This is a genomic window from Atopomonas hussainii, from assembly GCF_900109735.1.
GTDB classification, from domain to species: Bacteria; Pseudomonadota; Gammaproteobacteria; order Pseudomonadales; family Pseudomonadaceae; genus Atopomonas; species Atopomonas hussainii.
Genome location: NZ_FOAS01000012.1, coordinates 36014 through 61688, shown reverse-complemented (window position 1 = coordinate 61688; position 25675 = coordinate 36014). Strand labels below are relative to the sequence as shown.

The 25675-nt window shown below is 60.4% G+C and carries 22 protein-coding genes; 11 read left to right on the top strand and 11 right to left on the bottom strand.

Annotation, left to right across the window (positions count from 1 at the left end):
• The first annotated feature begins 72 nt into the window (after positions 1-72).
• On the top strand, positions 73-1557 hold the full coding sequence (locus BMX80_RS12675; protein WP_074869091.1) for an AAA family ATPase: 1485 nt from the start codon (positions 73-75) through the stop codon (positions 1555-1557).
• A 16-nt stretch (positions 1558-1573) separates the two neighbouring features.
• On the opposite strand, the gene BMX80_RS12670 is transcribed toward BMX80_RS12675, so the two are convergent.
• Both BMX80_RS12670 and BMX80_RS12665 read right to left on the bottom strand, forming a co-directional pair.
• On the bottom strand, positions 1574-2530 hold the full coding sequence (locus BMX80_RS12670; RefSeq protein WP_074869088.1) for a YHYH protein: 957 nt from the start codon (positions 2528-2530) through the stop codon (positions 1574-1576).
• A gap of 14 nt (positions 2531-2544) precedes the next feature.
• Positions 2545-4041: a histidine kinase gene (locus tag BMX80_RS12665; protein ID WP_074869085.1), complete on the bottom strand. Its 1497-nt coding sequence runs from the start codon at positions 4039-4041 to the stop codon at positions 2545-2547.
• 130 nt (positions 4042-4171) lie between these two features.
• Here BMX80_RS12665 and serB point away from each other — a divergent pair, with 130 nt between their 5' ends.
• A complete protein-coding gene (serB, locus tag BMX80_RS12660; RefSeq protein ID WP_074869081.1) occupies positions 4172-5383 on the top strand; it encodes a phosphoserine phosphatase SerB in 1212 nt (403 codons plus the stop codon).
• A 270-nt stretch (positions 5384-5653) separates the two neighbouring features.
• Here serB and BMX80_RS12655 read toward each other — a convergent pair whose 3' ends face one another.
• The 3 genes from BMX80_RS12655 to epmB form a co-directional block, all read right to left on the bottom strand.
• Positions 5654-7732 (bottom strand): EAL domain-containing response regulator, encoded by a 2079-nt coding sequence (locus tag BMX80_RS12655; RefSeq protein WP_074869079.1) that lies wholly within the window; start codon positions 7730-7732, stop codon positions 5654-5656.
• Between the two features lie 57 nt (positions 7733-7789).
• Positions 7790-9577 (bottom strand): hypothetical protein, encoded by a 1788-nt coding sequence (locus tag BMX80_RS12650; protein ID WP_074869077.1) that lies wholly within the window; start codon positions 9575-9577, stop codon positions 7790-7792.
• Positions 9578-9738: 161 nt separating this feature from the next.
• Positions 9739-10749, bottom strand: a complete 1011-nt coding sequence (gene epmB, locus BMX80_RS12645) for an EF-P beta-lysylation protein EpmB (RefSeq protein WP_074869075.1) — start codon at positions 10747-10749, stop codon at positions 9739-9741.
• 137 nt (positions 10750-10886) lie between these two features.
• On the opposite strand from epmB, the gene efp reads away from it, so the two are divergent.
• On the top strand, positions 10887-11453 hold the full coding sequence (gene efp, locus BMX80_RS12640; RefSeq protein ID WP_074869072.1) for an elongation factor P: 567 nt from the start codon (positions 10887-10889) through the stop codon (positions 11451-11453).
• Between the two features lie 43 nt (positions 11454-11496).
• Here efp and BMX80_RS12635 read toward each other — a convergent pair whose 3' ends face one another.
• The gene (locus BMX80_RS12635) at positions 11497-11817 is read right to left on the bottom strand and encodes a DUF2834 domain-containing protein (protein ID WP_074869069.1); all 321 of its coding nucleotides are present in this window, start codon (positions 11815-11817) and stop codon (positions 11497-11499) included.
• 54 nt (positions 11818-11871) lie between these two features.
• Here BMX80_RS12635 and epmA point away from each other — a divergent pair, with 54 nt between their 5' ends.
• Positions 11872-12828, top strand: a complete 957-nt coding sequence (gene epmA, locus BMX80_RS12630; RefSeq protein ID WP_074869066.1) for an EF-P lysine aminoacylase EpmA — start codon at positions 11872-11874, stop codon at positions 12826-12828.
• A 147-nt stretch (positions 12829-12975) separates the two neighbouring features.
• Positions 12976-13824: a hypothetical protein gene (locus tag BMX80_RS12625; RefSeq protein ID WP_074869064.1), complete on the top strand. Its 849-nt coding sequence runs from the start codon at positions 12976-12978 to the stop codon at positions 13822-13824.
• 65 nt (positions 13825-13889) lie between these two features.
• Here BMX80_RS12625 and asd read toward each other — a convergent pair whose 3' ends face one another.
• The 3 genes from asd to BMX80_RS12610 form a co-directional block, all read right to left on the bottom strand.
• Positions 13890-14756, bottom strand: a complete 867-nt coding sequence (gene asd, locus BMX80_RS12620) for an archaetidylserine decarboxylase (RefSeq protein ID WP_074869061.1) — start codon at positions 14754-14756, stop codon at positions 13890-13892.
• A gap of 7 nt (positions 14757-14763) precedes the next feature.
• On the bottom strand, positions 14764-15579 hold the full coding sequence (locus BMX80_RS12615; RefSeq protein WP_074869059.1) for a rhodanese-like domain-containing protein: 816 nt from the start codon (positions 15577-15579) through the stop codon (positions 14764-14766).
• Between the two features lie 100 nt (positions 15580-15679).
• On the bottom strand, positions 15680-17290 hold the full coding sequence (locus BMX80_RS12610; protein WP_074869057.1) for an HDOD domain-containing protein: 1611 nt from the start codon (positions 17288-17290) through the stop codon (positions 15680-15682).
• Positions 17291-17402: 112 nt separating this feature from the next.
• Here BMX80_RS12610 and motA point away from each other — a divergent pair, with 112 nt between their 5' ends.
• Positions 17403-18254 carry a flagellar motor stator protein MotA gene (gene motA / locus BMX80_RS12605; RefSeq protein WP_074869055.1) on the top strand — a complete coding sequence of 284 codons (852 nt, stop codon included), beginning with the start codon at positions 17403-17405 and terminating at the stop codon, positions 18252-18254.
• A 10-nt stretch (positions 18255-18264) separates the two neighbouring features.
• The gene (motB, locus tag BMX80_RS12600; RefSeq protein ID WP_083394323.1) at positions 18265-19296 is read left to right on the top strand and encodes a flagellar motor protein MotB; all 1032 of its coding nucleotides are present in this window, start codon (positions 18265-18267) and stop codon (positions 19294-19296) included.
• On the opposite strand, the gene rsgA is transcribed toward motB, so the two are convergent.
• The gene (rsgA, locus tag BMX80_RS12595; protein WP_074869053.1) at positions 19290-20309 is read right to left on the bottom strand and encodes a small ribosomal subunit biogenesis GTPase RsgA; all 1020 of its coding nucleotides are present in this window, start codon (positions 20307-20309) and stop codon (positions 19290-19292) included. The two genes, motB and rsgA, sit on opposite strands and share 7 nt — an antisense overlap.
• 136 nt (positions 20310-20445) lie before the next feature.
• On the opposite strand from rsgA, the gene orn reads away from it, so the two are divergent.
• A complete protein-coding gene (orn, locus tag BMX80_RS12590) occupies positions 20446-20988 on the top strand; it encodes an oligoribonuclease (RefSeq protein WP_071872967.1) in 543 nt (180 codons plus the stop codon).
• Between the two features lie 141 nt (positions 20989-21129).
• Here orn and queG read toward each other — a convergent pair whose 3' ends face one another.
• The gene (gene queG / locus BMX80_RS12585) at positions 21130-22203 is read right to left on the bottom strand and encodes a tRNA epoxyqueuosine(34) reductase QueG (RefSeq protein WP_074869050.1); all 1074 of its coding nucleotides are present in this window, start codon (positions 22201-22203) and stop codon (positions 21130-21132) included.
• Between the two features lie 60 nt (positions 22204-22263).
• On the opposite strand from queG, the gene BMX80_RS12580 reads away from it, so the two are divergent.
• The 3 genes from BMX80_RS12580 to BMX80_RS12570 are packed head-to-tail and all read left to right on the top strand — an operon-like array spanning position 22264 to position 25674.
• The gene (locus tag BMX80_RS12580) at positions 22264-23757 is read left to right on the top strand and encodes a bifunctional ADP-dependent NAD(P)H-hydrate dehydratase/NAD(P)H-hydrate epimerase (RefSeq protein ID WP_074869047.1); all 1494 of its coding nucleotides are present in this window, start codon (positions 22264-22266) and stop codon (positions 23755-23757) included.
• Entirely contained in the window at positions 23745-24215 is a 471-nt protein-coding gene (gene tsaE, locus BMX80_RS12575) for a tRNA (adenosine(37)-N6)-threonylcarbamoyltransferase complex ATPase subunit type 1 TsaE (protein ID WP_074869044.1), read from the top strand. The genes BMX80_RS12580 and tsaE overlap by 13 nt, the downstream gene beginning before the upstream one ends.
• A 25-nt stretch (positions 24216-24240) precedes the next feature.
• Complete coding sequence (locus tag BMX80_RS12570; protein WP_074869041.1) at positions 24241-25674, top strand: N-acetylmuramoyl-L-alanine amidase; 1434 nt, start codon at positions 24241-24243, stop codon at positions 25672-25674.
• The last annotated feature ends 1 nt before the right edge of the window (position 25675 follow it).

Here is a 25675-nt window from a genome sequence, read left to right as displayed (position 1 = left end):
GCGCGCTAAATTCGTCGGCGAGTGTATCCTCTGGCAACTTTTCGTGCACGGATAAGCCTTTAAGGAGTAAGGGTGAAAAACGACATACATGACTTGGGCTTAGTGCTCGACTCTAAGGTCAAACTGATTCTGATTGAGTCGTGGGAAGAGCCGCGCGTGCTGGAACTGATCACCAGCTTGGCGGTTAAACGCACCCATACGGTGTATCGCTGGACCGATGTCGACGGCTTGGCACGCTTGGGTTTTGGTAGCGATGCCGCCGATAGCGAGCTGACGCAAAACCCGGAAGAGGCGCTGAAGGTTATTCGCCGCGATATGCAGCCCAATGTGTATGTCTTGTGCGATCTACACCCGTACTTGCTGGGCGAGAACCCTAAGCTGGTGCGCTTGCTGAAAGAAGTGGCGCTGCGCAGCGAAAGCTACGCGCCGACCGTGGTGCTGCTCTCGCATGCCATGGAACTGCCCGCTGAGGTGCGCCGTTATGCCGCGCGCTTTGAGCTTTCGCTGCCGTCGGAAGAAGAACTCGGCGCGATTGTGCGCGAAGAGGCCGGGCAGTGGAGCGAGCGCAATCGCGGCCTGCGCGTGCGCACCGATAACCGCACCTTAGGGCAGCTGGTAAAGAACCTGCGCGGCCTTACCCATGGCGAGGCGCGGCTGCTGGCGCGCAAAGTGATTGTCGATGACGGCGCCATCACCCAAGAAGACCTGCCGGAGCTCAATAAAGCCAAGTTCGAGCTGCTCGACCTAGACGGCGTGCTGAGCTTTGAGTACGACACCGCGCGCTTTGCCGATGTAGGTGGTTTGCGCCGCTTTAAGCAGTGGCTGGGCCAACGTCAGCAGGCGTTTTTAACCCAGCAAGGCGGCGATATACCGCGCGGCGTGCTGTTGGTGGGCGTGCAAGGCGGCGGTAAAAGTTTGGCTGCCAAAGCCGTGGCTGGTCTCTGGGGTCTGCCGCTGCTGCGCTTGGATTTCGGCAGCCTGTACAACAAGTACTTTGGCGAAACCGAGCGCAACCTGCGTGAGGCGCTCAAGTTGGCGGACATGATGTCGCCGTGCGTGCTGTGGATGGACGAGCTGGAAAAAGGCATGGCCACCGGCGACAACGACGGCGGCGTCAGCCAGCGCGTGTTAGGCACCTTGTTAACGTGGATGGCCGAGCGCAAAACGCCGGTGTTTATGGTTGCCACCGCCAACGCGATCAAACAGTTACCGCCGGAGCTGGTGCGTAAAGGGCGTTTTGATGAAATGTTCTTTGTCGACTTGCCCGGGGCGCAGGTGCGTGAGGAGATCTTCCGCATTCACCTCGAAAAACGCGATTTGCCCTTAGAGCGCTTTGCCTTGGCGGAGCTGTCGGAGGCTGCAGAAGGCTTCTCGGGGGCGGAAATCGAGCAGGCGGTGGTCAGCGCTGTGTACGCCGCGCAAGCGCAAGAAAGCCCGGTTAACCAGACGCACATCGTGCAGGCGCTGCATGACACCTCGCCACTGTCGGTGGTGATGGCGGAAGACCTCTTCGCGCTGCGCCAATGGGCCGAGCAGCGCACGGTGCCGGCGGATTAACGCGGGCTTAAACGCTTTAAGGCACACAAGCCGTCACACCCTGCGGGGTGCGGCGGCATTGCCCTTGTAGGCTTGGGCGCCCCGGCGGGCTGAATTGACAGCGTTGCCCGTCGCTACGGCCTGAGCAGGCGTCGATAGCCGCTGCCGGCGGTTGGCGCCGCGCTGCTGCGTCGTTAGTGCGTGCTGGCAAGCGCTGGCTAGGCTGCGCCGCGTTTGGCCGTGCGCGTGGGCTAAAGTCGGCGCTTGGCGTGCCCCACAAGCAGCGGGGGAAGAATGGAAAGCTATCGGTGGCGAAATACACGAAGCGACCATCCAGCTCGCCGCCGTTACAGCGATCGAGGGTGTGCGGGCCGCCGACATACTGCCAGTCTTCGATATAGGTGCCGTCGTAGCGACCATAGGGCGCGGTAGGTCGCTGGCCGGGCTTTAGCCGGTAGCCCGATGGCGGCTGATTAGCGCGGTAGTGAATCTCAAAGCCGTCGGCGGCATAGCCAAGCAAGCTGCTGTGAGCTGTTAACGTCGGTGGCACGCCGTGATAGTGGTACAGGCCGCGCTCATCCACGTGGGCGTTGTTGCTGTCCATGCCGAGCAAGTCGCGGGCGCCTAAGCCTTCCAGATTCCAACCCGACTGCGGATTGCGGCTAAAGCCGCGCTGGCTGCTGGCGTCGTAATAGTCGGCGGTTTCTGGGCGAAACGGCACGCCATTAATCGCCACGCCAATCGCGCCGCGCTCGATCATTGTGGGCGTGGCGTTTTTCTTCGGCGTGAGTGTCACGCACAGGTGTGTGGCTTGTTCGCTGATGCGGTGTGGGTTGCCGCGATTAGGAAACTGCCCGGTGGCATGGTTGGGCAGGCCATTGCTGGTCACGCAGCGTTGCCCATTGTGTTCGCTCCACTGCGCATGACCGTGATGCTCATGCGCGGCTAACGCGCTGCTCAACAAAACCAAGGGGAGGGTGATGAGGCGGCGCATGGTGGGCTCCGGCGTTAGCTGGTGGGGCTTTCAAACATCTGCGTGAGCTGGCTATCGAGCAGGCTCTGGTAGGGCTCCAGCAAACGCTCGACACAACAGGCACCAGCAGGGCTGGCGATGGGGCGTACCTTGGCACGGTGGCGAATGTCGCTCTCGCTGCTGATTGACTGGTCAAGCAACACTAAGTTGCGGCTGTGTTGGCTGAGGGCCAGTGCCGCTTGGGTAGCTTCGCTCAGCAGCAGTTCGCCTTGCGGCAAATCTTGCAGGCTATCGCCTACGGCCAAGCCCAGTTGCAGTTGCAAGGTTAAGCCGCTGTCGGCCACTTCCACTTGCAGGCTATGGCCAAGGCCGCGCAGCAGTTCGGCGCAGCACAGGGCATTGCCGGTGTGGTCGTCGGCGCATTCTTCGCTGTGAAACAGCACCAAACTGCTGCCGTCATTGAGGGTATGCAGTTCGCCGTTATACAGCTGTGCGGCTTGCTCCAGCGCGCCACGATAGCGCTCGAGCAGCTCCATCAGGCGTGGGCGGGGCAGGCGGCGCAGTTGTTCTTGGGCACCGAGCTGCACGGCGAGTACGCAGGTTTCGCCGGGGATTTCCCCGGCTTCATCCAATTCGCTTGGGGTGACCAGTTCGCCGAGCCAGGTTTCTGGGTCTGGGTCGTCTTCGATGTCGCTAAACGCGCTGCTCGCCTCATCGGCTTGCCAAGGCAGTGGTTCGTCGTGTTGCTCGTCGAATTCGCCGCGTTCGTCCCAGTCAGGCTCTGATGCGTCTTCTTGCTCGTCGGCGGACGTGAGCTCAGCAATAGGTGCTGGTGCAGGTTTGGGAACCACCAAGCGAGCTTGCAGCTGGCGCGCCAGCTCGCCGATTTCATCCATGCGTGCCGAGCCTGGCGCTGGGTCGTCGGGGTCGCGCAGCCACAGACGCAGCTCTTGCAGCGGCTGGGCGAGATTGCGCCCCACTCGCAGCGATAGCGAGATGGTCAGCGCGAGCAGAATCAAGCTAAGAATCGCCATGCTCTGCAAGCTGATGGTCATCGGCTGGTAGAACTGGCTCATGTCGAGGCTGATGCGCAGGTAGCCGGCGATCACCTCTTGGAAGGTGATGTTGGTCGAATACAGGCCTTCCGGCTCGCCCAGTAGGGTGCGTGGCCTTGCGCCGGCTTCGGCAAGAATGCGGTTGTCGACGCTGTAAATCGCCGCATGCGCCACCAGCGGGTTTTTCACCAGATTATTCAGCAACACATTGAGGCTAAGCAGGTCGTTGGCGACCAGCAGCTCGGTGGCTGAGGCGCCGGTTTGTGCCACTAAGCTTTGCCCTAAAGCGTCAGCCTGTTGCTGCATGGCTTGGCGAAACTGCATGCCCATCACCCAGGCATACACAATCAGTGCAAACGCCACTAAAAACAGGCTGTGCGCTGCCACGCGTAAGCTCAGGCTGATGCGCTTGCGACGCAGGGCCTGAAACAGCATGACGAACACATTATCGGGGCGTGGATCGTGTGGGCGGTTCACAGAGCAAAATCGGCAGACAAAGATGATCGGCAGTATAAACGCCTGATTGCGAGCCTTGATAGCCGCAACGCTGCCGATGCGACCGGGTTTGCAGGTAAACTGTCGGCAAATTTTGCAGGGAGACCCCAGCGTGCGCGAAATAGTGCTGATCAATATCACCGGTGAAGATCGCCCGGGTTTAACCGCGGCCATCACCGGCGTGCTGGCGCAAAGCGGCGCCAATATCCTCGACATTGGCCAAGCGGTGATTCACGACACCTTGTCGTTTGGCATTCTGGTGGAAATTCCCAGCAATGCCGAAGCCTCCGGTGTGCTGAAAGAAGTGCTGTTCACCGGCTACAAGATGGATCAGCAAGTGCGCTTCACCCCAGTGAGCGAGGCGGAGTACGCCGCGTGGGTGGGCGGCCAAGGCAAGTCGCGGCATATCGTTACCTTGCTGACGCGTCAGGTCACCGCAGAGCAGCTGCGCCGAGTCAGCTCGATCACCGCGCGCTATGGCTTGAATATCGATCATATCGATCGCCTGTCGGGTCGTGTGGCGCTGGGCGCCGATCAGTCACGCAGCAAGGGCTGTGTGGAGTTCTCGGTGCGTGGTGAGCCGGACGATGCGGCAGCACTTCGCGCCGAGTTTCTCTCCGTGGCGCAGGAGCTGAATGTCGATATCGCCTTCCAGCAAGACACTGTGTTCCGCCGCAATCGCCGCTTAGTGGTGTTCGATATGGACTCCACCTTGATTGAGGCCGAAGTGATCGACGAGCTGGCCAAGGCGGCAGGCGTGGGCGAGCAGGTGGCGGAGATCACCGAGCGCGCCATGCGTGGCGAGCTGGATTTTCGCGCCAGCTTTAAAGAGCGCGTCGGCCTGCTCAAAGGCTTGTCGGAGGATGTGCTGGCGGAGATCGCCGCACGCCTGCCGCTCACCGAAGGCGCGGAAACCTTGCTGCGCGAGTTAAAGCGCCTCGGTTACAAAACGGCGATTTTGTCCGGCGGTTTTACTTATTTTGCCAAGCATCTGCAGGCCAAGTTGGGCTTTGACTATGTGTTTGCCAATGAGCTGCCGATTGTCGACGGCCAAGTCACCGGTGAAGTGCTGGAGCCGATTGTCGATGGTCAGCGTAAAGCCGACTTGCTGCGCGAGCTGGCCCAGCGTGAAGGGATTAGCTTGGAGCAGGCGATTGCCGTGGGTGATGGTGCTAATGACTTGCCGATGTTGTCGATTGCTGGCCTTGGCGTGGCGTTTCGCGCTAAGCCGTTGGTGAAACAGTCCGCTAAGCAGGCGATTTCTACGCTGGGCTTAGATGGCGTGCTGTACTTGCTCGGCTATCGCGATCGCGAAGGCGAGTAAGCGTCATGTGATAAAAAAGCCCGGCCAATGTCAGACTGTGTGGAAACTACTGCACTTGGCTATGCGGCGTTAAAAACAGGCTCAAAATGCTCACAAATCCGCAGGAGCGGGTTTGAACAGCTTTAGCTGACCCGCAGGGCGGAGCACAGGATGTGCGGAGTATTTACCACACGTAAACTGCGCTTTTTCGCCTGTTTTTGCCTTGCCTAGCCTGCGCTCGCGACGTTTTCACACAGCCTGAGTGTGCCGGGCTTTTTACTTGGGGGCGGCTTATTCGTCGCCGCCGCTAAAGTCGTAGTTCATCGCCGCTGTTGGGCCTTGCAGGTAGTGGCCCTGAATGTAATTAACGCCGGCTTGCCACAAGGTGGCCAAGGCACTGGCGCTTTCCACGTAGGGCACTATGGTCAGCTTGGCCTGATTATGGATGGCGGTGATCAAGTCTTTCAGCGCTTGCTGGCTTTCCGCGCCGGACAAGTCCTGCACGTAAGAGCCGTCCACCTTGATCAAATCCACCTTCAAGTGCTTGAGGGTGTTGAACGGGTTGGCGGCGCAGCCAAATTGGCTGACAGCCACGCGGCAATGCAACTCGGCCAAGCCTTCGGTCAAGCCTTTGGCGGCTTTTAAGTAGGCAATCGCATCGGTTTCATTGAACTGGAAGGTCAGCGCATCGGTCGGCAAGCGTGCGGCTTTCAGGGCTTTGCCTAACCACGGCAGCAAGCCTGCGTCTTGCAGACTGGGGCCGCTTAAGTTGATGAACAGACGCGTGTCATGCCCTTTGCTGCGGTGTTCGGCCAACAGCTTGATGCTGTTGAGGATGACCCAGCGATCGACCTTTTCTGCCATCCCAGCGGTTTTCGCCGCGGCGATAACTTCGGTGGTGTCCAGTTCTTTGCCGTCGCCGCTTTTTAGGCGTAGCAGCACTTCATAATGTTCGTGCGGATCGCCACGCAGGCTAATCACCGGCTGGAACATCAGCTTAAAGCTGTTTTGCTCCAGTGCTTGCTTGATGCTGGCGACTAAGTCACCACGGCTGGCGGCAGCGGCGAGTTCCGCCGAGGGGTCGTACAGCTTGATCTCGCCGTTACCGGCTTGCAGGGCTTCTTCGGCGCAGCGGTGCGCGCGCTCGATCACCACGTTGGCTTTGTGCGTGGCCTCGCTTAAGCCGGCCAGACCAATGCACAGCTTGACCTGTACGGTGCGGCCGTCCACTTCAAACAAGTGCTCGGTAACTTGCTTCAGCAGCGCTTGGTAATGCTCGCTGCGCTGCTTAGGGGTGACCTCAGGGGTCAGCACGGTAAACACGTCATCGCCAAAACGTGCCAGCAGGCTGGGCTCACCAAATTGTTGGCGCAGCATGCCGGCGATGTCGGCCAGCAACAGGTCGAGCTTGCCGATGCCGATGTCAGCCAAGATCTCGGCGTAGTTGCTCACCAGTAAGTAGCCGATACAGGCTTGGCTTTGCTGTTGCACCACGCGCTCGGCGTGTAGCTGGGTTTGCTCTAAGAAGTGGTTACGGTTGAACAGGCCAGTGACCAAGTCTTGGCTGGCCACTTCGCGGAGCTTTTCTTCCAGCTCGGCGTTGTCGTTTTCGGTGCGAATCAGTAGTTGTACGCAGGGCTCGCCGTCGTAGGTGGCGGGCGAGAAGCTCATGCTGGCTTTGAATTGACTGCCATCGGCGCTAGCGCCGGTGAGCTTGAGTTCGGCGTTGTCGCTCTCGCCTTTGTGCTGCTTTAAGAAGTCTTTAAAGCGGCCTTGGTCGGCACCGGCAATCAGGTTGATTACTGGTTCGGCGGCCAGATCATCAGGGTCTTCATAACCAAACAGCTGCATGTACGAGCGGTTGACGTAAATGTGCATGCCGTCGTGAATGTAGGCGATGGCGTCGACTGAGCTGTCGAGCAGCAACTGGCAGCGTTTTTCCGCTTCACGCAGAGAAATTTCCGCGATGCGGCGGCCACGGCGCTCTTCGAGGTTTTTTAGCTCGCGGTTGGCGATCAGAATCAGGCGCTCGTCTTCGCCTTGCGGCAGTGCATCGGCCGCGCCGTTTATCAGCGCTTCGGTAACGCTGTCGGGCTCGTTATCGGGCAGCAACTGAATAAACGGGATGTCTTTGTCCGCTTTGCGCAACGCGGCGAGGGCTTCTTGCGGATCGAGGTTTTCGCTCTCGGGCGCGGCAACGAGTAAGTCCCAGCCTTGCTGTAACTGTTGCTCAAGATCTTCCGGGCCGGTCAGGCGGTGTACTCGCGTGGCTCGGCCAGCGTTACGGAATAGGCTGACCAAACGTTCCGCCTCGTTTTGCGAGTCTTCCAGAATCAGCAGGCGAATCGTCTTTTTCTTATCCAGGGCCATTGAGCGTCGTTCTTGCAGTAAAAGTGAGGCGATTAAGCCGCAAAAGGCGGCTTGAATCTACAGAGTGTTCCACAGTGAGTCAAAGTCACCATCCCCTTTGCCAGAGCCTTGCACGCTGCCGCTGGGCGGTGGTGTGCCAGTGGCTAAATCTAACCGGCGGTATTCAAACTGGTTAAAACTGCCGCTGGCGGTGAGACGTTTGCCTAGCTGAATGCGGAACTCTTCGCCTTCGCGGCGCACCAGCACCTTGTGGCCTTCTTGGAAGGGCAGGCGTGGCGTGATCAGTGTGGCGGGGCGCGAGATGGCGCGCACTTCCGGGATCATCAGGGCGCGTAAAAATTGGCTGTGCTGCTCGGTTTTGCGCAGCAGTTGCGCGCCGCACGGCTTGGCTTTGGGGGCGAGCATTTCGATGCCCATCTGCGTGGCGCCGCCGCGCACTTGGCGAATCCAGCGCACCACGGCCATGTTCCACAGCGCTTGATTGGGCTGTTTGGCGGCAATCAGCTCGCCGGCTTGCAGTTGGTCGGGCACCGCGCCATGCCATTGCAGGCCATAGCCACCGGGGCTTTGGTTGATGATGTTGAGCGTGTATGAAGGTTGCTCGGGCGCGCTCTGCTCGGCAGTAAAACTGCTGCTGCCGGCTTTGGGTTGGTATTCGATCTGATCGCTTTGTCCGGGCTTCCAAGCATCGTCTGGGGCGGCATCGAAGGCATTGGCCCAGACATCCAAGTCGTTCACGGATTGAAAGTCGGCGCAGGTTTGGCTGTGTTGTAGGATGTCGTCAAAGCTGCGCTCGTCGCCTAAGTAGTAGTGCACCGCCGACATGCCGATACACAGTTCGAGCTGCTGGCCTTGCACGGGTTTGCGCTGGAATGAGCGCTCGGCAACAGCGCCCCAAGCGCTGTGCAGGTGTTGCAGCAAATCGTCGCCCAATTGGGCTGGCACGCTGATGCGGAAGCCGGCGCGCTGTTCGTCACTGAGCAGTAAATATTCGCGCAGTGCATCGGCCAGTGCGCTGGGGTCTATACCGAGGCGCAAGGTTTGCGGCAATTCGCGCCACAGGGCGCGATAGCGCGGCGGGGCATCTAAGCGCGGCAAAATCAGCAGCAGGCACTGCTCGGCGCCTTGGCGGCTTAAGCGCGCTAGCCGCGACCAATCCAGCAGGGCGTGATAGATGCGCTCCATGCCGCTTTGGCGCATTTGATTGGGGCGCGCGCAGGCCAGTAAACAGATGCTCAGGTAGCGTTGGGTGAGGCTGGGTTTGAGCTCATCCAGCAGCGGGTCTGCCACTGGCAGGGTGTCGAGTTTGCGGGTCGCGCCGAGAATAAACAGCTGGTGCACGTCCAGCCACAAGCCTTCGGGAACCGGGCAATACAGCTGGCAGGCACGCAGGTGCAGTTCGCCCAAGCAGGCGAGGGCGCGGTTGCAAGCAATCGCCAATAGGCGGTCGGCTTCGTTGCCGCTGGCCTTGGCGGCTTGATCGGCCAGCAGTTTGTAGCCGTTGGCTAAATGATGTTGCAGCGCTTGGCACAGATTGGCCACCTTGCGCGCGCGCTCATCGAGCACCACGTTACGGTTGAGAAAGTGCCGCTCTAGCTGCGTGCACACGTAAGCGACTTCTACACGCAGCAGCTCTTGCAGGTCGAGACGTGCCTGCGGCGGGCAAATGAGGTCGTTGATTTCTTGCAGGGCTTGGAACAACAGGCGCGCGGTTTCGCCCAGATTGGCTTTGGGCAGCTGATCTAACCAGCGGCGCAGGGCACGCGGCGTGGCATCGGCAAAGGTCAAAGCCGGTTGCCGAGGCGTGGGCGTGCGAAGCAGCGTGGCTGGTTTAGTGCTTTCCATGAATCCTGTTATTTCCCCCAGAGCGCTTGGGCACTCCGATAGCGCGTTAGCGAACGCGCCTGCCCAAGTTTTGACTCTAGCAGCTGGCGACTGATGCTGCAGCCATCTTAAGGCTACTGCAAGGACTGTGCTGTAACTGCTTGTTAAGTATCAAATCGACATTAAAAGCGCAGCAAAGTTTTGCTGGGTTGGTTGGGTTCTTCGCGGCTTAAGCGCGGCAGCAGGTAGCCGGGTAACTGGGCTTGTAGCTGTTGCATCAGGGCTTGGGCGTGGGCGTCGCTGACTATGAAGTGCGCGGCGCCTTGCACTTTATCCAGCTGGAATAAGTAGTACGGCAGCACATGGGCGCGGTGCAGGGCGTGGGATAGCTCAGCCAGCGCCGCCGCGTTGTCGTTCACTCCGCGCAGCAGCACGCCTTGGTTAAGCAGGGTGACCTCAGCATGGCGCAGCCGATTAAGCGCGCTCACCACTTCAGCGTCGATTTCTTGCGCATGATTGCAATGAATCACCATCACCACACGCAGGCGGCTTTGCTGCAAGCGCGTACACAGCGCCTCGGTAATGCGTGCCGGTAGCACAATCGGCAAGCGACTGTGGATGCGCAGAGTGGTTAGCTGCGGCAGGGCTTCCAACGCGCTGATCAGGCTGTCGAGGCGCGCATCGCTGTTCACCAGCGGATCGCCGCCGGAGAGGATGACCTCGTGAATGTCGGGGTGGGCGCTCAGGTAATCCAGCGCTTTTTGCCAGTCATCTTGGCTTAAGCGGTTATCGGCATAGGGAAAGTGGCGGCGAAAGCAATAGCGGCAATTCACCGCACAGGCGCCGGCGGCAATCAGCAGCGCGCGGCCATGGTATTTGTGAATCACCCCGGCGCTGGGGTTGCTGGCTAACTCGGCCAGTGGGTCGTGGCTAAAGCCTGCGTGTGTTTGTAATTCTTCGCCCAGTGGCAGCACTTGGCGCAGCAGTGGGTCATGCGGATTGCCGCGCTGCATACGGCGCACAAACGCTTGTGGTACGCGCAGCGGGAAAAGCTCGGCAGCGGCTTTGGCGGGGCCCAGCCAGTGGCTGTCTAGCTCAAGGTAATGCAGCAGTTCAGCGGGGTCGCTGATGGCTTGGCTGAGCTGTTGCTGCCAGGGGCTTGGTTCGATCACAGTGGCGGATAGGGGTATCATGCGCTGTCTTAGTGCATTGGGAGCGTGTCCGGCATGGGCTCACCCCAGTGCCTTGAGCGGGTGGTCTCTGAGGCTTAACCCATGGTTTTTAGGCGGCGCTAAAGTGTTCGGCGCTGCCCTGACAACAGTGAGCAAGCATGCCGAATTATTCTACCAACGAATTTAAATCTGGACTGAAAGTGATGCTCGAGGGCGACCCGTGCGCCATTCTCGAGAACGAGTTCGTCAAACCCGGCAAAGGCCAAGCCTTTAACCGCGTAAAGGTGCGCAACCTGATGACCGGCCGCGTGTGGGAACGCACCTTTAAGTCGGGCGAGTCGCTGGAAGGCGCCGATGTCATGGATCGTGACATGGAGTACCTCTACAGCGACGGTGAGTTCTGGCACTTCATGGTGACCGATGGCAGCTTCGAGCAGTTTGCCGCCGATGCCAAAGCCGTGGGCGACTGCAATATCTGGATGAAAGAGCAGGTGGTGTACAACGTCACCCTGTTTAACGGTGCGCCGATCTCCGTGGTGCCGCCGAATTTCGTTGAGTTAGAAGTCACCGAAACCGACCCCGGCATTCGCGGTGACACCGCTACCGGCGGCAACAAGCCGGCCATCTTAAGCACCGGCGCCACAGTGAAGGTGCCGCTGTTTATCGAGATTGGCGACGTGCTGAAAGTCGATACCCGCACCAGCGAATACGTCAGTCGCGCCTGAGTATGTGCGCGGCCTTGCGACAGGCGAGGCCGCGCACAGGCTGCTAAGACGCGGCCGGCGTGCTCGGTTGCAAAGCACGCACCACCAGATACAGCAGCGGGCCGATCGAGACAAACACTAAGGTCAGCAGAATATACGGGGCGATCGCCTGCCAAGGCTTACCGCGTGCGCGGTTGTCTTGCACCATCCATACGCAGGCCAGTGCGGCCAAGATGTACAGGTCAATCACCACCTGCGCGGTGTCTAGTTGGGAAAGCAATTGCAGGCCAAAGTCGAGCAATGATTGCTCCGCCTGCAGCATGACGAAGGCGGTGTAGGCGCTGAAAGCAATGAGCACCAGTAGCGGTAAGAGGGCTTTTTTCATGGACGCATCCTTGGCGAAGTGGCGAGTTGCCTCGGCATTAAAGGAGCAGGACTAATGACTTGGCAACCCAGCGCTACACTGGCGCAGCTCAAGCGTCGCGCAGAGCTTTTGTACTACACCCGCGCGTTTTTTGCCGCGCGTGAGGTGCTGGAAGTGGAAACGCCGATGCTTTCAGCGGTGCCCGTGTCGGATCCGCTGCTCACGCCCTTCGCTACGCAATATCGCCCCGAGGGCGGCGGCAAGGCACAGGCGCTGTACCTGCACACCTCACCGGAATACCCGATGAAACGCCTGCTGGCCGCCGGCAGCGGTTGTATTTGGCAGCTGTGCAAAGTGTTCCGCAATGGCGAACGTGGGCGGCGGCATAACCCCGAGTTCAGCATGCTGGAGTGGTATCGCGTCGGCTTTACCGATCAGCAATTAATGGATGAGGTGCAAGCACTGGTCGCGCCCTTGCTGCCCGCACAAGCCTTTGCGCGCGTGAGCTATGCCGAGTTGTTTCAGTGCGAGCTGGGGTTGGATGTGTTTAGCGCCGATAGCCAAGCGTTGGCCGCTTGTGCGCGGCAGCATATCGACTTCGTCGGCGAGCTATCTCGCGCTGGCTGGTTACAGCTGCTGTTCAGCCATGTGCTGGAGCCGCGCTTAAGCACGCCCACCTTCGTGTATGACTTTCCCGCCAGCCAAGCCGCTTTGGCGCGCGTGGTGGCAGATGCGCAAGGCCGGCCGGTGGCAGCGCGCTTTGAGCTGTTTGTGCAAGGTGTTGAGCTGGCCAATGGCTACTGGGAACTCACCGATGCCGCCGAACAAGCGGCGCGCTTTGCTGCCGACCAAGCCGAGCAGCAAGCCCTCGGGCAAACTCCTCGCCCAGCCGACACGCGTTTAGTGGCCGCTCTGGAACACGGCATGCCTGACTGCGCCGGCGTGGCGCTGGGTTTTGATCGGCTGCACATGTTGGTGGAAGGCTTAGACGATATCGCCCAGGTGCTGGCGTTCCCGCTAGAGTGCAGCTAAAAGCTGAGTAGTCATATCCGGCCAATCGGCTTTTTAATCTCCCCCCAAAGTCGGCCCTAGGCGACCTTCGCGGCGCCTTATGCTGCTGCGCACAATACCTGCCAGCCGCGCTAGCGGTGCAACCTCAGCAGATAGGGAGAATAAGAAATGGTGCAGGTGGATGTGTTTTGGTCGTACGGCTTAGGTGCCGGTTTTGCCTTGGCGGCGGCGCGGCAGTTGGCAGTGGCGCCGCGTGCGCAGAAGCTGTTGGATAACCCGTATTTCAGTCGCACGCTGTTGTATTTGGCGCTGCTGTTTGGCCCCTCGGGGATGATTTTGTTGTGGCAATTTCCTGACTGGGAAACCATGCAAGTGGCGCGGCAATTGACCGATTTACCCACGTGGCTCGGTGTCGGCTTTGCCGTGACCAATATCACCCAAGGCATGCTGGGTTTTTATCTGTGCCGGGCGCTGATTCAGCGCGGTAAAACCTATCAAGCCTTTTGGCACTTGCTGCTGGCTTACTTCGGCATGCTGTTCATTCTGGTGCATGGCTGGGATGGCACTGGCTACCAGCGCTTCTTATCCGCCGATCATCAGGTGTTTGCTCAGTGGCATTGGGGCTTGGCGCTGCAGTGGTTGGTCTCGCCGGTAGCTCTAACCTTATACACCATGGGCTGCGTGCTGTTGCCGGTGCTGTTTAAGTGGATGGTCGATTGGCTGAATGCAGGGCGTGAGCTGAGCGTGGCGCAGTTGCCGGTGCGCGATGGTGTGCCCAGTGGCATGGCGACGATAGCGACCTTGCTGGCGCTGGTGTTTGGTTTAGTGCTGGGCTCGGCGATTGTGATTAGCGCAGCGGTGCATGCGTTTGGCTGGGCGCTTGGCGCTGTGTTTGGCGTGGCCTGGCTGCTGTTTTTGGGGCTGCCGCAGTGGGGCGTGGCGCGTTGGTTTTATCGTCAGCTGTTGTGGTTGCCAACGCCGCAGGTTGAGGCGCGCGGGCAGTTAGCGAAGGCTTAGTAACAGGCACAAAAAAGCCGCGTCTGCGTTGTGCAGGGCGCGGCTTTTTTTTGCTTAACGCAAACTTACTGGCGCGGCAGTGCCAGCTGCTGGCCCATACGCACGGGGCTGGTTTCGCCCAACTCGGCGGCCCACTGCACTTGCTCCGGGCCGAACAGCACGATGGCGGTGGAGCCCAGCTTAAAGCGGCCCAGCTCCGCACCGCGCTCCAGCACGATGGGTTGGCGGCTGCTTTCATCGTAACGCACGGTTTTTAGCGCGCGCTTAGGCGGGGTGACGAGGCCGGCGAATACGGTTTCGATCGAGGCCACGATCATCGCACCGACCAGCACCACGGCCATCGGGCCGCGTTCGGTGTCGAAGGTGCACACCACGCGCTCGTTACGGGCGAATAGCTCCGGCACGTTTTCCGCGGTGGTTTGATTCACCGAGAACAAACGGCCCGGTACGTAAACCATCTCGCGCAGGGTGCCGGTCAGCGGCATGTGCACGCGGTGGTAATCCTTGGGCGACAAGTACACCGTGGCGAATTCGCCGCCCATAAACGGCTCGGCGCGCGCGCTGTCGCCGCCAAGCAACTCAGTCACGCTAAAGCTATGGCCTTTGGCTTGAAACACGCGGCCATGCTCGATTTTGCCCAGTTGGCTGATGGCGCCGTCGGCAGGGCAAAGGATGCTGCCCTCGGTGCTATCCAGCGGGCGCGCGCCGTCTTTTAACGCGCGGGTGAAGAAGGCGTTGAAGTGCTCGTAAGCGGTGAGGTCTTCGACCTCGGCCTCGCTCATGTTGACTTGGTACTGCTTGGCAAACCAACCGATGAGGCGGTCTTTAAACCACGGCGCACGGCATTCGGCAGCAAAGCCAATCAGGCGCGAGAGCAGGTGATGCGGCAGCAAATACTGCGCGGTGATAAACAGGTTTTTCTTAATCGACATGGTTGTCTCAAAGCTCTACAGGAGTATCAGGATGGTTGCCCCACTCCGACCATGAGCCGGCGTAGGCGCGCACGCGCGGGTAACCCAAGGCTTTGGCCACTAAGTAGGTAAAGCCCGAGCGGTGATGGGTTTGGCAGTGGGTGACAATCTGCTTGTCGGCAGTGATGCCAAGGCCGTTGAGTACCTCGGCAATGTCGCTACGAATGCGCAGGCCACGGGTTTTATCCATGCCGGCGGTCCACTCAAAATTGATCGCGCCGGGGATATGCCCGCCTTTGGCGGCGAGCACTTTGTCGCCTGAGTATTCGCCGGGGGAGCGCGCATCCCAAATGCATAAATCGGCGGCGCCGAGGCTTTCTTGCAGCGCTTCACGGCTGATGGTCGGCGCCTCGTGCAGGGTGAGGCGTACCGCTCGGGTGTGCGCCGCAGGGATTTCACGGCTGAGCGGCAAGCCTTCGCCAGCCCACGCATGCAGGCCGCCGTTTAAGTAGTGGTAGTGGTGATGGCCGATAACATCCAGCAGCCAAATAAAGCGTCCGGCCCAGCCGCCGCCTTCGTCGTCATACACCACGTACACGGCGTTGGGGTTGTGGCCCAGTTCGCTGAAGATGGCTTCTAGCTGCGCTAACTCAGGCAGCAAGCCCGGTGCGGGCGGTGTGCCGAGGGTGGTGCGCTTGGGGTCGATATGTCGCGCGCCGGGCAGATGGCCTTCGGGGTAGCGACTGTTTTGGCACAGATCGACCAGAATCAGTTCTGGCGCATCCAAGCGCTCAGCCAGCTGCGCGGGCTCGAGTACAAGCGGTAAATCGGCAAAGGCGCTCATGGCGATTCCTAACAAAAAGACTTGCCGAGTTTAACCAAGCCGCATCGATCATGCGACTTTACGACGCGCCGGCGGAATGCGGTTGTTACCGCTGGCGTGGTTATGCGCGCCCGCGCTTGGCATAAATCTGCAGGCCTTTTTCCAGCGCTTGCGCGGTGCGGGTAAAGGTTTGTACTTGCAGCTCGTCGATGGCGTTGCCGCCAGCATCGGCGATCAGCAGCATGACCACCTTTTCCCCTTGGCTGAGCGAGCGCAGCAGCAGGTGCTGGCCGTCGAACAACGGCTTGAGTACCCCGGGGATATGCGCGCCGTAGCGGGCGTAGTTGGCGGAGTCGATGTGCAGCATGGCCGGCTCGGCCATCAGTTTGCGCAGCAGCGGGCTGTTGGGGATATCCAGCTTTAAGTTGCTCACCGGTTCGGTAAAACCATGCGATTGCTGGGCGACCAAGAAACTGCGCTCGCGGTTGGGTAGCAGCAGTAACACGCGCTGCATGCCACAGGTCACGGCGGCTTCACGCGCGCATTGGGTGAGCTGCAGCACGCTGTTAAACGGCGAGGGTGCGGCTTGCAGTTGAGTCACCAAGGCCTTCCACTGCGGCAGTTGCTTGGCCAGCTCAGCGCGCGCTGCGGCTTTTTGCGCTTGTTCTTGTGCAGCATCAGCTTTGGCGGGGGCGGGCGGGGCCTTGCTGGCGGGCTCGGCGGCGGCTTCTGGCTGCTCTGGCTCGGGAGTAAAGCGCACCGCATCCCACGGCCAGAGAAGCGCCTGCGCCGGGTGCCAAAGCGCACTGGCGGGTAGCTGACGGGCGCTCTTGGCGGCCAGTTGGTGGATGCTGTTTTGCACTTGGCCTAAGGGCTCGCGCAGGTACAGGGCGGTCAGCTGTTGCCAGCGCAGGGTGTGTGGGCTGCCCCAGCGATTGTGCGCCGCTACGGCCAATGCGTTGGCCAGCAGCACAGTGTTGGCCGGCTGGGTTAGCCAGATGGCCAGCTCTTGCTGGGCATCCAGTTGCTGTAGCTGTTGCTGTGGGGTTTCGCAGTGGTGGGCAATGTGCAGCGCGCGCACCAGCATGCGCTTGTCGCGGCCGAGTAGTTCGTAACCCCGAGCGATCCACTCGGGCAGCCCCCAGCGTTCACTGAGCTGCGCGGCAATTTCGCTAAGGCGCACGCCGAGCAGGGCTTTCTCGAGTTTGCCTTCGTCTTCGCCATGGGTGAGGGCGCGTTTTTCCCACTGCTCAAACAGGTTGGGCGCCACGCTGCACAAAGCCCAGACCGGGGCGAGAAACAGCAAGCTGCCCCAGTGGATTTCTGTCCATAGCCGCGCCAGTCGCTGGGCAAACAGCCCGTTGGCTTGGGTGCTGGCATGCTGCGAGATGAGCAGACTTTGGCGCAGGCCGCGTGGCAGCTGCTCATGGGGTTTGCTCGGCACGGCTTTAACCAGCTGCTCGACCTTGCCAAGGCCCAAACGGTTGATGGCTACCTCTAGGCTTTCGGCGCGGTTATCCACTTGCCGGCCACGATTGGCGGCGCGCATCACTTGCAGCACCATGGGCGGGAACTGCTGCAAACGTTCGGCAATATCGCGCAGGCTTAAACGGTCATTGGCGACAATCTCACGGGCGGCTTTGAGCTCTTCCGGGGTGACGGGGATGGGTGCGCGATCGAGCAGATCAACCCAGCCTTTGACAGTTTTTGGCAGCTCGCGTTGGTTGGCCATGGTGGTCCGTGTGGCAATTCATCTAAAGGGACTATAGTCTGGCGCAAAGCTTCCGATAAAAAGAAGGCATTGTCTCGCTTCGAGCAACTGCTTCTACGTAAGGCTAGGGTGCATGGTTAAAATTATCGGCATTATTGTCGTGTTCGCCGGCGTGTTAGGCGGCTATCTACTGGCGCATGGCGAGTTTATGGCCATCGTGCAACCGCTGGAGGTGTTGATCATCGGCGGTGCGGCGTTAGGTGCTTTCCTGCAAGCCAACCCCGGTTACACCTTTATGCACGTGCTGAAAAAGTCCCTCAGCATGTTTGGCACACGGTTTGCCCACGACTATTACCTGCAAGTGCTCAGCATGCTCTACGAGGTGCTGAACAAGAGCCGTCGCGAAGGCATGATGGCCATCGAAGCGGATATCGAAGAACCGCTGTCCAGCCCGATTTTTACTAAGTATCCGGTGCTGCTCAAAGACGAGCGCATGCTGGCCTTTGTCTGCGACTACCTGCGCTTGATGTCCTCGGGCAACATGGCTCCGCATGAGCTGGAGGGGCTGTTCGATCAAGAATTAGAAAGCCTCAAACACGACCTCGACCACCCGGCGCATGCCGTTACGCGGATTGCCGACGGCTTGCCGGGCTTCGGTATTGTCGCCGCCGTGCTGGGTATTGTGATCACCATGGGCATGCTCGGCTCGGGCGACCAAGCGGCGATTGGTCAGCACGTGGCAGCGGCCTTGGTGGGTACCTTCTTGGGTATTCTCGCCGCCTATGGCTTTTTTGGTCCGCTGGCCACCAGCCTTGAACACGACGCGCTGGAAGAGTTGAACGTCTACGCCTGTATCAAGGCTGCGCTGGTGGCGTCGGCCTCTGGCATGCCGCCATCGTTGGCGGTGGAATTTGGCCGCAAAGTGCTGTTGCCAGCGCATCGGCCTTCTTTCAGTGATGTCGATAGCGCCGTGCGTGGCCGCTGAGGGCTAAGCCGTGGATAACGCGCAACCGATCATCATCAAGCGGGTTAAAAAGGTTGTCGGCGGGCATCACGGTGGTGCGTGGAAGATTGCTTTCGCTGACTTTGCCACGGCCATGATGGCGTTCTTTCTGGTGTTGTGGCTGCTGTCCAGCGCCACGCCGGAGCAGCTCAAAGCCGTGTCGGGCTACTTTCAAGATCCCATCGGCTTTAGTGAAAGTGCCAGCCCCTATGTGATCGACTTGGGCGGCTCGCCGCAGGTGTCGCCGGACCGCACACTGAATAAAGATCAAAGCAGCAGTGATCGACAAAGCATCACTCTCGACAAGAACCAAGTCGAAACGCTGGCCGACCGTATCGAGCAAGAGCGCCTCTCGCTGTTGATGCAAGAGTTGCAGCAGAAAGTCGATGAAAGTCCTGAGTTAAAGCGCTTTAGCGAACAGATTCTGTTTGAGATTACCCCCGACGGCCTGCGCATTCAGATCACCGATGCCGAGAATCGGCCGATGTTTGAATCCGGCAGTGCTCAGCTGTCGCCTTACTTTGAGGAAATCCTTTTGGCCTTGGCCGACACCATTCGCCAAGTGCCGAACAAGGTCAGTATCGGCGGGCATACCGATGCGCGGCCGTATGTCGGGCGTAAGGACTACAGCAACTGGGAGCTGTCGGCCGAGCGCGCTAACGCGGCACGGCGTGCGTTGGAGTTTGGTGGTTATCCCGATACCCAAGTGGCGCGCGTGGCGGGTTACGCCTCGTCATCGCTGTTTGATGCAACGGATGAGCTGAACCCCATCAACCGGCGTATCGATATCTTAGTGCTGACCAAGCGCGCGCAGGCCGAGATCGAAGGTGAGCAGCATGTGCCGCAGATTCCCCCCGAGCAGGCGGGCAAGCCGCCAGCCGTGGGTGAGGGGGAAACCGTGCCATTTGATGTGCTGGATGGCGATGCCAGCTTGCCGCAAGGCTTTGCCGCGCCGGGGCAAGCGGCGCCGGCCGATGCGTTTGGTGAAGGCGGCGCTTTGCAGGCGCCGCGCCCGGCTCAGTAAGTTTTTTCTGGCAGGCTAGACAGAATATGCCGGTAGCTGTCCATGCGCTGCTGGCTGACTGCGCCGTTTTCCAGCGCTTGCAGTAAGGCGCAACCCGGCTCGCGCTCGTGCTTGCAGTCGCGAAAGCGGCAGCAGCCGAGCAAATCACGGAACTCGATAAAACCCGCTTCGACATCGGCGCGCTCGATGTGCGCCAAGGCGAACTCGCGAATACCCGGCGAGTCGATCAAGTCGCCGCCACTGGGGAAGTGAAACAAACGCGCCGTGGTGGTGGTGTGCGTGCCTTTGCCGGTGGCTTGCGAGAGGTCGCCCACGCGGGTGTCTTCACCGGGCAGTAACTTATTCACCAGTGACGATTTGCCCACCCCCGACTGGCCGACGAACACGCTGATATGCCCATCCAGCGCGGCATACAGCTGCTCCATAGCCAAGCCGTTGTGCGCCGAGACTTCTAGCACCGGGTAGCCCAGTTCGCGGTAAATCGTTAGCAGCGCGTCCAGCTTGGTGGCATTGCTGTCGTCAATCAGGTCGGCCTTGTTGAGCAATAACAGCGGCGGAATGCCGGCGTGCTCGGCGGCGACTAAATAGCGGTCGATCAAGTTGGCATGCGGCTCAGGGCGCGGGGCAATCACCACCAGCAGCTGATCCACGTTGGCCGCCACGGGTTTTAACTGCCCGTGCGCGTTGGGGCGGCATAGCTCCGAGCTGCGTGGCAGCTGGGCGACGATCACCCCGTTGTTTTGTTTGCCGGCGCGCCATACCACGCGGTCGCCGGTCACCAGCGCCGGCAAGTTAGCGCGCAAGTTACAGCGCACGCGAGCGCCGTCGTCGCCTTCGACTTCAACCGTCACGCCAAAGTGGGCAATCACAAGGCCGGTTTGCTCGGGGCCTAAGTCGCCGCCTTCTAAGTCTTCTTCAGCGCGCTCGGCGCGCTTGGCGGCGCGGGCGGCACGCTCGTCCTGAATTTTTTGGATACGCCACTCTTGGCGGCGGTTGAGTTGGCGTTTGGCCATGATGGAGTTCGGCTGGTGAGAATAATGCGCGAGTGTAGCGGTTAGTGCCGGTGCGGTCAGCCGTCGTTGCAGTTAGGCCACCATCGGCGCGCCCGACGGCTGCTAGAATGCGAGCATTACCCGCTGGAGCACGCTTATGCAAAACGCCAAGAACCTGATCTGGATCGACCTAGAAATGACCGGTCTGGACCCGGACAACGACCGCATCATCGAAATCGCCACCTTAGTCACCGACGCCGATTTAAATATTCTTGCCGAAGGCCCGATGCTGGCCGTGCATCAGAGCGATGAAGTGCTGGCCGGTATGGATGACTGGAACACCCGCCAACATGGCCAGTCGGGCCTGACTGAGCGCGTGCGGCAAAGCACCGTCAGCGAGGACGAAGCCGCCGCACAAACCATCGCCTTTTTAGAGCAGTGGGTACCGGCGCGCACTTCACCCATGTGCGGCAACAGCATCTGCCAAGACCGTCGTTTCTTGTACCGCTACATGCCAACGCTGGAGCGTTTCTTCCACTATCGCAATTTGGATGTTTCCACCCTGAAAGAGCTGGCCGCTCGCTGGGCGCCGCACGTGAAAGACGGGGTGAAGAAGCAAAGCAGCCATTTGGCGTTGGACGATATCCGCGACTCAGTGGCCGAGCTGCGCCACTACCGTGAGCACTTTATTAAGTACTAATAGGGTTGCCTTGACGAAGGTGCTGCCTTAGTCGGCGAGCGGCTCAAGCACAAGGCGCACGGCGCGCAGCAGGCAAGACATGCCGTTCGGGTAGGCGAGCTTGCGAGCACCGCGCAACGCAGTGATTGGGTCGCGCAGCCACTAAGGCAGGGCCTTCCGAGCATGTTGTGCCAAGGCCCAGCGCACATGCTCCTGCACCAGTTCAGACGGGTAGTCGACGCGGGCTTTAAGCGCGGCGATAACCTCGGGGCTGCTTGGCGCATTGCCCAGCCCTACGGCTAGGTTGCGTAGCCAGCGCTCGTAGCCGGCGCGGCGAATCGGCGAGCCTTCGGTGCGGGTTAAAAAGGTTGCTTCATCCCACAGAAACAGTCCCGCTAGCTGGGCTTTATCTAAGTCGTGGCGCGGTTGAAAGTCGCCTTGGCCGGTGGGGCGGGCAAAGCGGTTCCACGGACACACCAGCTGGCAGTCATCACAGCCGAACACGCGGTTGCCCATCAAGGGGCGCAGGTCTTCGGGAATGCTGCCTTTAAGCTCGATGGTCAGGTAGGAAATACACCGCGTGGCATCCAACACATTGGCGCTAACAAAGGCATCGGTGGGGCATTTGTCCAAACAGGCGGTGCAGCTGCCGCAATGGTTTTTGCCGTAGGGCGTATCCACCGGCAGTGGCAGGTCGGTGTACAGCTCGCCGAGAAAGAAGAAGCTGCCCGCTTGGCGGTTGATCAGCATGGTGTTTTTGCCAATCCAACCAAGCCCCGCTTGATCGGCTAGGGCACGCTCTAGCACGGGGGCGCTATCGACAAAGGCGCGATAACCGAAGTCGCCGATGTGTTGTTGAATCTGCTGCGCCAGCTGGCTGATGCGCTTGCGGATCAGCTTGTGATAATCGCGGCCCAAGGCGTAGCGCGAGATATAGGCGTGCTCGGGTTGGCTTAACACCTGCGTCATGGCGGTGTCGGCGGGCAGGTAATCCATGCGCAGCGACACCACGCGCAGGGTGCCGGGCACTAACTCTTCGGGGTGGCTGCGCTTGCTGCCGTGGCTGGCCATGTAGTCCATTTCGCCGTGATAACCCGCGTCGAGCCAGGTTTGCAGGTGTGCCTCGTGCTCGCCTAACTCAATGCCAGCGATGCCCACTTGCTGGAAACCCAGCTCGCGGCCCCAGTCTTTGATCTGTTGGGCGAGGGCATGAAAGTCGATGGAGGCGTCAGGCATGGCAGCAGGTAATAAAAGGTCAGGGGTATAATTTTGCCATTGCTTGGGGAGTTTGCCCTTATGTTCGATGCAGATTGGCCACATCGCCTGCACAGCGCCGAGCAAGTGCGCGCGCTGGATGCACAGATTATCGCCGCCGGAACGCCCGGTTTTGCGCTTATGCAGCGCGCCGCTGCGGCCTGCTGGCGCGCCCTGCGCAAGCAGTTTGGCGAGGTGGGCGCGCTCACTGTGCTGGCCGGCAGCGGCAATAACGCCGGTGACGGCTACCTGATTGCTCTGCTTGCGCAGCAAGCGGGCTGGCAGGTGCAGCTGTATTGGTTGAGTGAGCCAGCCGGCCTGCGTGGCGATGCACAGCTCGCCGTGCAGGCGGCGCAGGCCGCCGGCGTGGCCATGCAGGCGTTCGATCAACAGGCAGAAGCCAACGGTGTGCTGGTAGATGCCTTGCTCGGCACCGGCCTTAGCGGCGAGGTGCGTGCGCCGTATCGTGCTGCTATCGAGTGGCTAAACCAGCAAACCAATCCGTGTTTGGCGGTGGATATTCCTTCAGGCCTATGTGCCGACAGTGGCGCTGTGCTCGGCGCAGCCGTGCAGGCGGATATCACGGTCACCTTTATCGGCTTAAAGCTGGGGTTGTTCACCGGCGCTGGGCCTGAGTATGTCGGCACGCTGGTGTTTGCCGATCTGCAAGCCGGCGAGACTGCACAAACGGCGCCCAGCGTGGCACAGGTGCTCACCAGCGACACCGTGCCACGTTTGCCGCCGCGCTCAGCGGCCTGCCATAAAGGCCAGCTGGGGCATGTGCTGATTGTCGGTGGCGACTTAGGCATGGGCGGCGCTGTGCTCTTGGCCGCCGAAGCCGCACTGCGCTTGGGTGCTGGCATGGTCAGCGTGGCAACCCGTGCCGAGCATGTGGCACCGCTGTTGGCTCGCCTGCCGGAGGTAATGGTAAAGGCCATGCGCTCAGCCGCTGACTTACAGCCACTGCTGGCGCGCGCCAGTGTGGTGGTGCTGGGCCCCGGCTTAGGGCAGTCGGCATGGGGCATCAGCTTGGCCAGCGCGGTGGCGGCCAGCGATGTTGCGCAAGTGTGGGATGCCGACGCGCTAAATCTGCTCGCAGCCGGTACACTGCGCGCCCCGCAAGCGCCATGGCTGATCACGCCGCATCCCGGCGAGGCAGCGCGCTTGCTGGCTATCAGCAGTGCCGCGGTACAGGCTGGCCGCCCGCAAGCGTTAGCGCGTTTGTGTGGGCGCTACCCTGCGACTGTGCTGCTTAAGGGCGTAGGCAGCTTGCTGGCGGAGCAGGGCAGTGCGGTCAGTTGCTGTGTGCATGGTCATCCGGCGATGGCCGGGCCGGGCTTGGGCGATGTGCTTAGCGGTGCGGTCGCCGCGCTGTGGGCGCAAGGCTTGTCCGCACTGGAGGCCTTGCAACTGGCGGTTTGGCTACATGCTCGCGCTGGAGAGCAGCTGGGCGCACAAGGGCGTGGTTTGGCGGCCAGTGACTTAATCGCGGTGATGCGCAGATTGTTGGAGGAACACGCGCCGTGTCGAACATAAGCATTTTTCTGGCCGATGAAGCGGCCACGGTGCAGCTGGGCCAGCAGTTGGCGGCGGCTATCGGTGCCGGTGGCGTGGTGTTTTTAGAAGGCGATTTGGGCGCGGGTAAAACCACCTTCAGTCGCGGCTTGATTCGCGCCTTGGGCCACAGCGGCGCGGTCAAGAGCCCGACCTTTACCGTGGTTGAGCCTTATGAGCTGGGCGAGCGTGCGGTGTATCACTTCGATCTGTACCGCTTGGCTGATCCCGAAGAGCTGGAGTTCTTAGGTTTTCGCGATTACTTGCGCGATAACAGCCTGTGTTTAATCGAGTGGCCGAGCAAGGGTGTGGGCGTTTTGCCAAAGCCAGATCTGGTCATTACCATAGCTTTAGATAATCAGGCGCGTCAGGCGACACTGACGGCGCACAGTGAGCGGGCCGAGCAGTGGTTGGCCACGCTACGCGCTAGTCACCAATAAGAATTGCTGCAACAGAGGGTGGGGGATGACCGCTAAACGGCCGCGTAATGCTGGTTTGTACGGCTTGATGCTAGCGGGTTTGCTCGCGCTGGCCCCTGCATTGCAGGCGGCTGATATTCAAAGTGTGCGCGTTTGGCGTGCGCCGGATAACACCCGCTTGGTGTTTGACTTGTCTGGTCCGGTGCAGCACACGCTGTTCTCGCTCAGCGCGCCCGAGCGCGTGGTCATCGACGTGCCGGCCTCTAGCTTTAAGGCGGCGGTCAATCAGCTGGAGCTAAAAGACACCCCCATTCAAAGCGTGCGGGCGGCGATGCATACCGCCACCGATTTGCGCGTGGTGCTCGATTTAAGCGCGGCGGTGAACGCCAAGAGCTTTACCCTGCCGCCGAATCAACAGTACGGCCACCGTTTGGTGGTAGACCTGTATGACATGCAGGCTGGCGCGGTGAGCCAAGTGAGCGCGCCGAACGTGACGCCGGCGCCAACCGTGGCACCCGTGCCGGCACCGCAGCCTAGCAGCGCGCCGAAAGTGCCCGGCAAGTTAACGCCGCTGCCCTCGCGCGGCTCACGCAACGTGATTATCGCCATCGACGCCGGCCACGGCGGGGAAGACCCCGGCGCCCTTGGCCCCAATGGCCTGCGTGAAAAACATGTGGTGCTGGAAATTTCCAAAGAGCTGCAGCGCCAGATCAACGCCACCAAAGGCTTTCGTGCCGAGCTAACGCGCACCGGCGACTACTTTATCGCCCTGCGCCGACGCACCGAGATCGCCCGCGCCAAAGGCGCAGATATGTTCGTCTCCATCCATGCTGACGCGGCGCTGCGCAAATCGGCTTACGGCGCTTCGGTGTTTGCCTTGTCTAACAGCGGAGCCACTTCCGAAACGGCGCGCTGGTTGGCGGATAAAGAAAACCAGTCCGACCTGATCGGCGGTGTCGGCGGGATCAATCTCGACGAACACGACAAAATGCTCCGTGGCGTGCTGCTGGATATGTCGATGAACGCCAGCATGTCGTCGAGTCTCGATGTCGGCCAGAAAGTGCTCAACAACATGGGACGCATCACCCGCCTACACAAACAGCGCGTCGAACAAGCGGGCTTTATGGTGCTGAAATCGCCGGATATTCCGTCGATCTTGGTGGAAACCGGGTTTATCTCCAACCCCGGCGAGTCGGCGCGCTTGGCCACTAAAGCGCACCAGCAGGCGTTGGCCAAAGCGGTCAGCGCAGGCTTGCGTGAGTACTTCCATAATCATCCGCCGGTGGGCACCTATCTCGCCCAGCAAAAAGACAGCGGTAAGTTACCGCAGGGGCCGCGTCAGCATATCGTCAGCCGTGGCGATACGTTGGCGTTGATTGCCACCCGTTATCAGGTGCCGCTCACCCGCTTGCGTCAAGCCAATAATCTATCGACCGATGTGATCAAGGTCGGTCAGACCCTAGCTATTCCGGTGAATTGAG

Coding starts and splice junctions, on each gene's coding strand:
- BMX80_RS12670 (WP_074869088.1), bottom strand. CDS start 2,530: ATGCGCCGCCTCATCACCCTCCCCTTGGTTTTGTTGAGCAGCGCGTTA.
- BMX80_RS12655 (WP_074869079.1), bottom strand. CDS start 7,732: ATGGCCCTGGATAAGAAAAAGACGATTCGCCTGCTGATTCTGGAAGAC.
- BMX80_RS12650 (WP_074869077.1), bottom strand. CDS start 9,577: ATGGAAAGCACTAAACCAGCCACGCTGCTTCGCACGCCCACGCCTCGG.
- epmB (WP_074869075.1), bottom strand. CDS start 10,749: ATGATACCCCTATCCGCCACTGTGATCGAACCAAGCCCCTGGCAGCAA.
- efp (WP_074869072.1), top strand. CDS start 10,887: ATGCCGAATTATTCTACCAACGAATTTAAATCTGGACTGAAAGTGATG.
- BMX80_RS12635 (WP_074869069.1), bottom strand. CDS start 11,817: ATGAAAAAAGCCCTCTTACCGCTACTGGTGCTCATTGCTTTCAGCGCC.
- epmA (WP_074869066.1), top strand. CDS start 11,872: ATGACTTGGCAACCCAGCGCTACACTGGCGCAGCTCAAGCGTCGCGCA.
- BMX80_RS12625 (WP_074869064.1), top strand. CDS start 12,976: ATGGTGCAGGTGGATGTGTTTTGGTCGTACGGCTTAGGTGCCGGTTTT.
- asd (WP_074869061.1), bottom strand. CDS start 14,756: ATGTCGATTAAGAAAAACCTGTTTATCACCGCGCAGTATTTGCTGCCG.
- BMX80_RS12615 (WP_074869059.1), bottom strand. CDS start 15,579: ATGAGCGCCTTTGCCGATTTACCGCTTGTACTCGAGCCCGCGCAGCTG.
- BMX80_RS12610 (WP_074869057.1), bottom strand. CDS start 17,290: ATGGCCAACCAACGCGAGCTGCCAAAAACTGTCAAAGGCTGGGTTGAT.
- motA (WP_074869055.1), top strand. CDS start 17,403: ATGGTTAAAATTATCGGCATTATTGTCGTGTTCGCCGGCGTGTTAGGC.
- rsgA (WP_074869053.1), bottom strand. CDS start 20,309: ATGGCCAAACGCCAACTCAACCGCCGCCAAGAGTGGCGTATCCAAAAA.
- orn (WP_071872967.1), top strand. CDS start 20,446: ATGCAAAACGCCAAGAACCTGATCTGGATCGACCTAGAAATGACCGGT.
- queG (WP_074869050.1), bottom strand. CDS start 22,203: ATGCCTGACGCCTCCATCGACTTTCATGCCCTCGCCCAACAGATCAAA.
- BMX80_RS12580 (WP_074869047.1), top strand. CDS start 22,264: ATGTTCGATGCAGATTGGCCACATCGCCTGCACAGCGCCGAGCAAGTG.
- BMX80_RS12570 (WP_074869041.1), top strand. CDS start 24,241: ATGACCGCTAAACGGCCGCGTAATGCTGGTTTGTACGGCTTGATGCTA.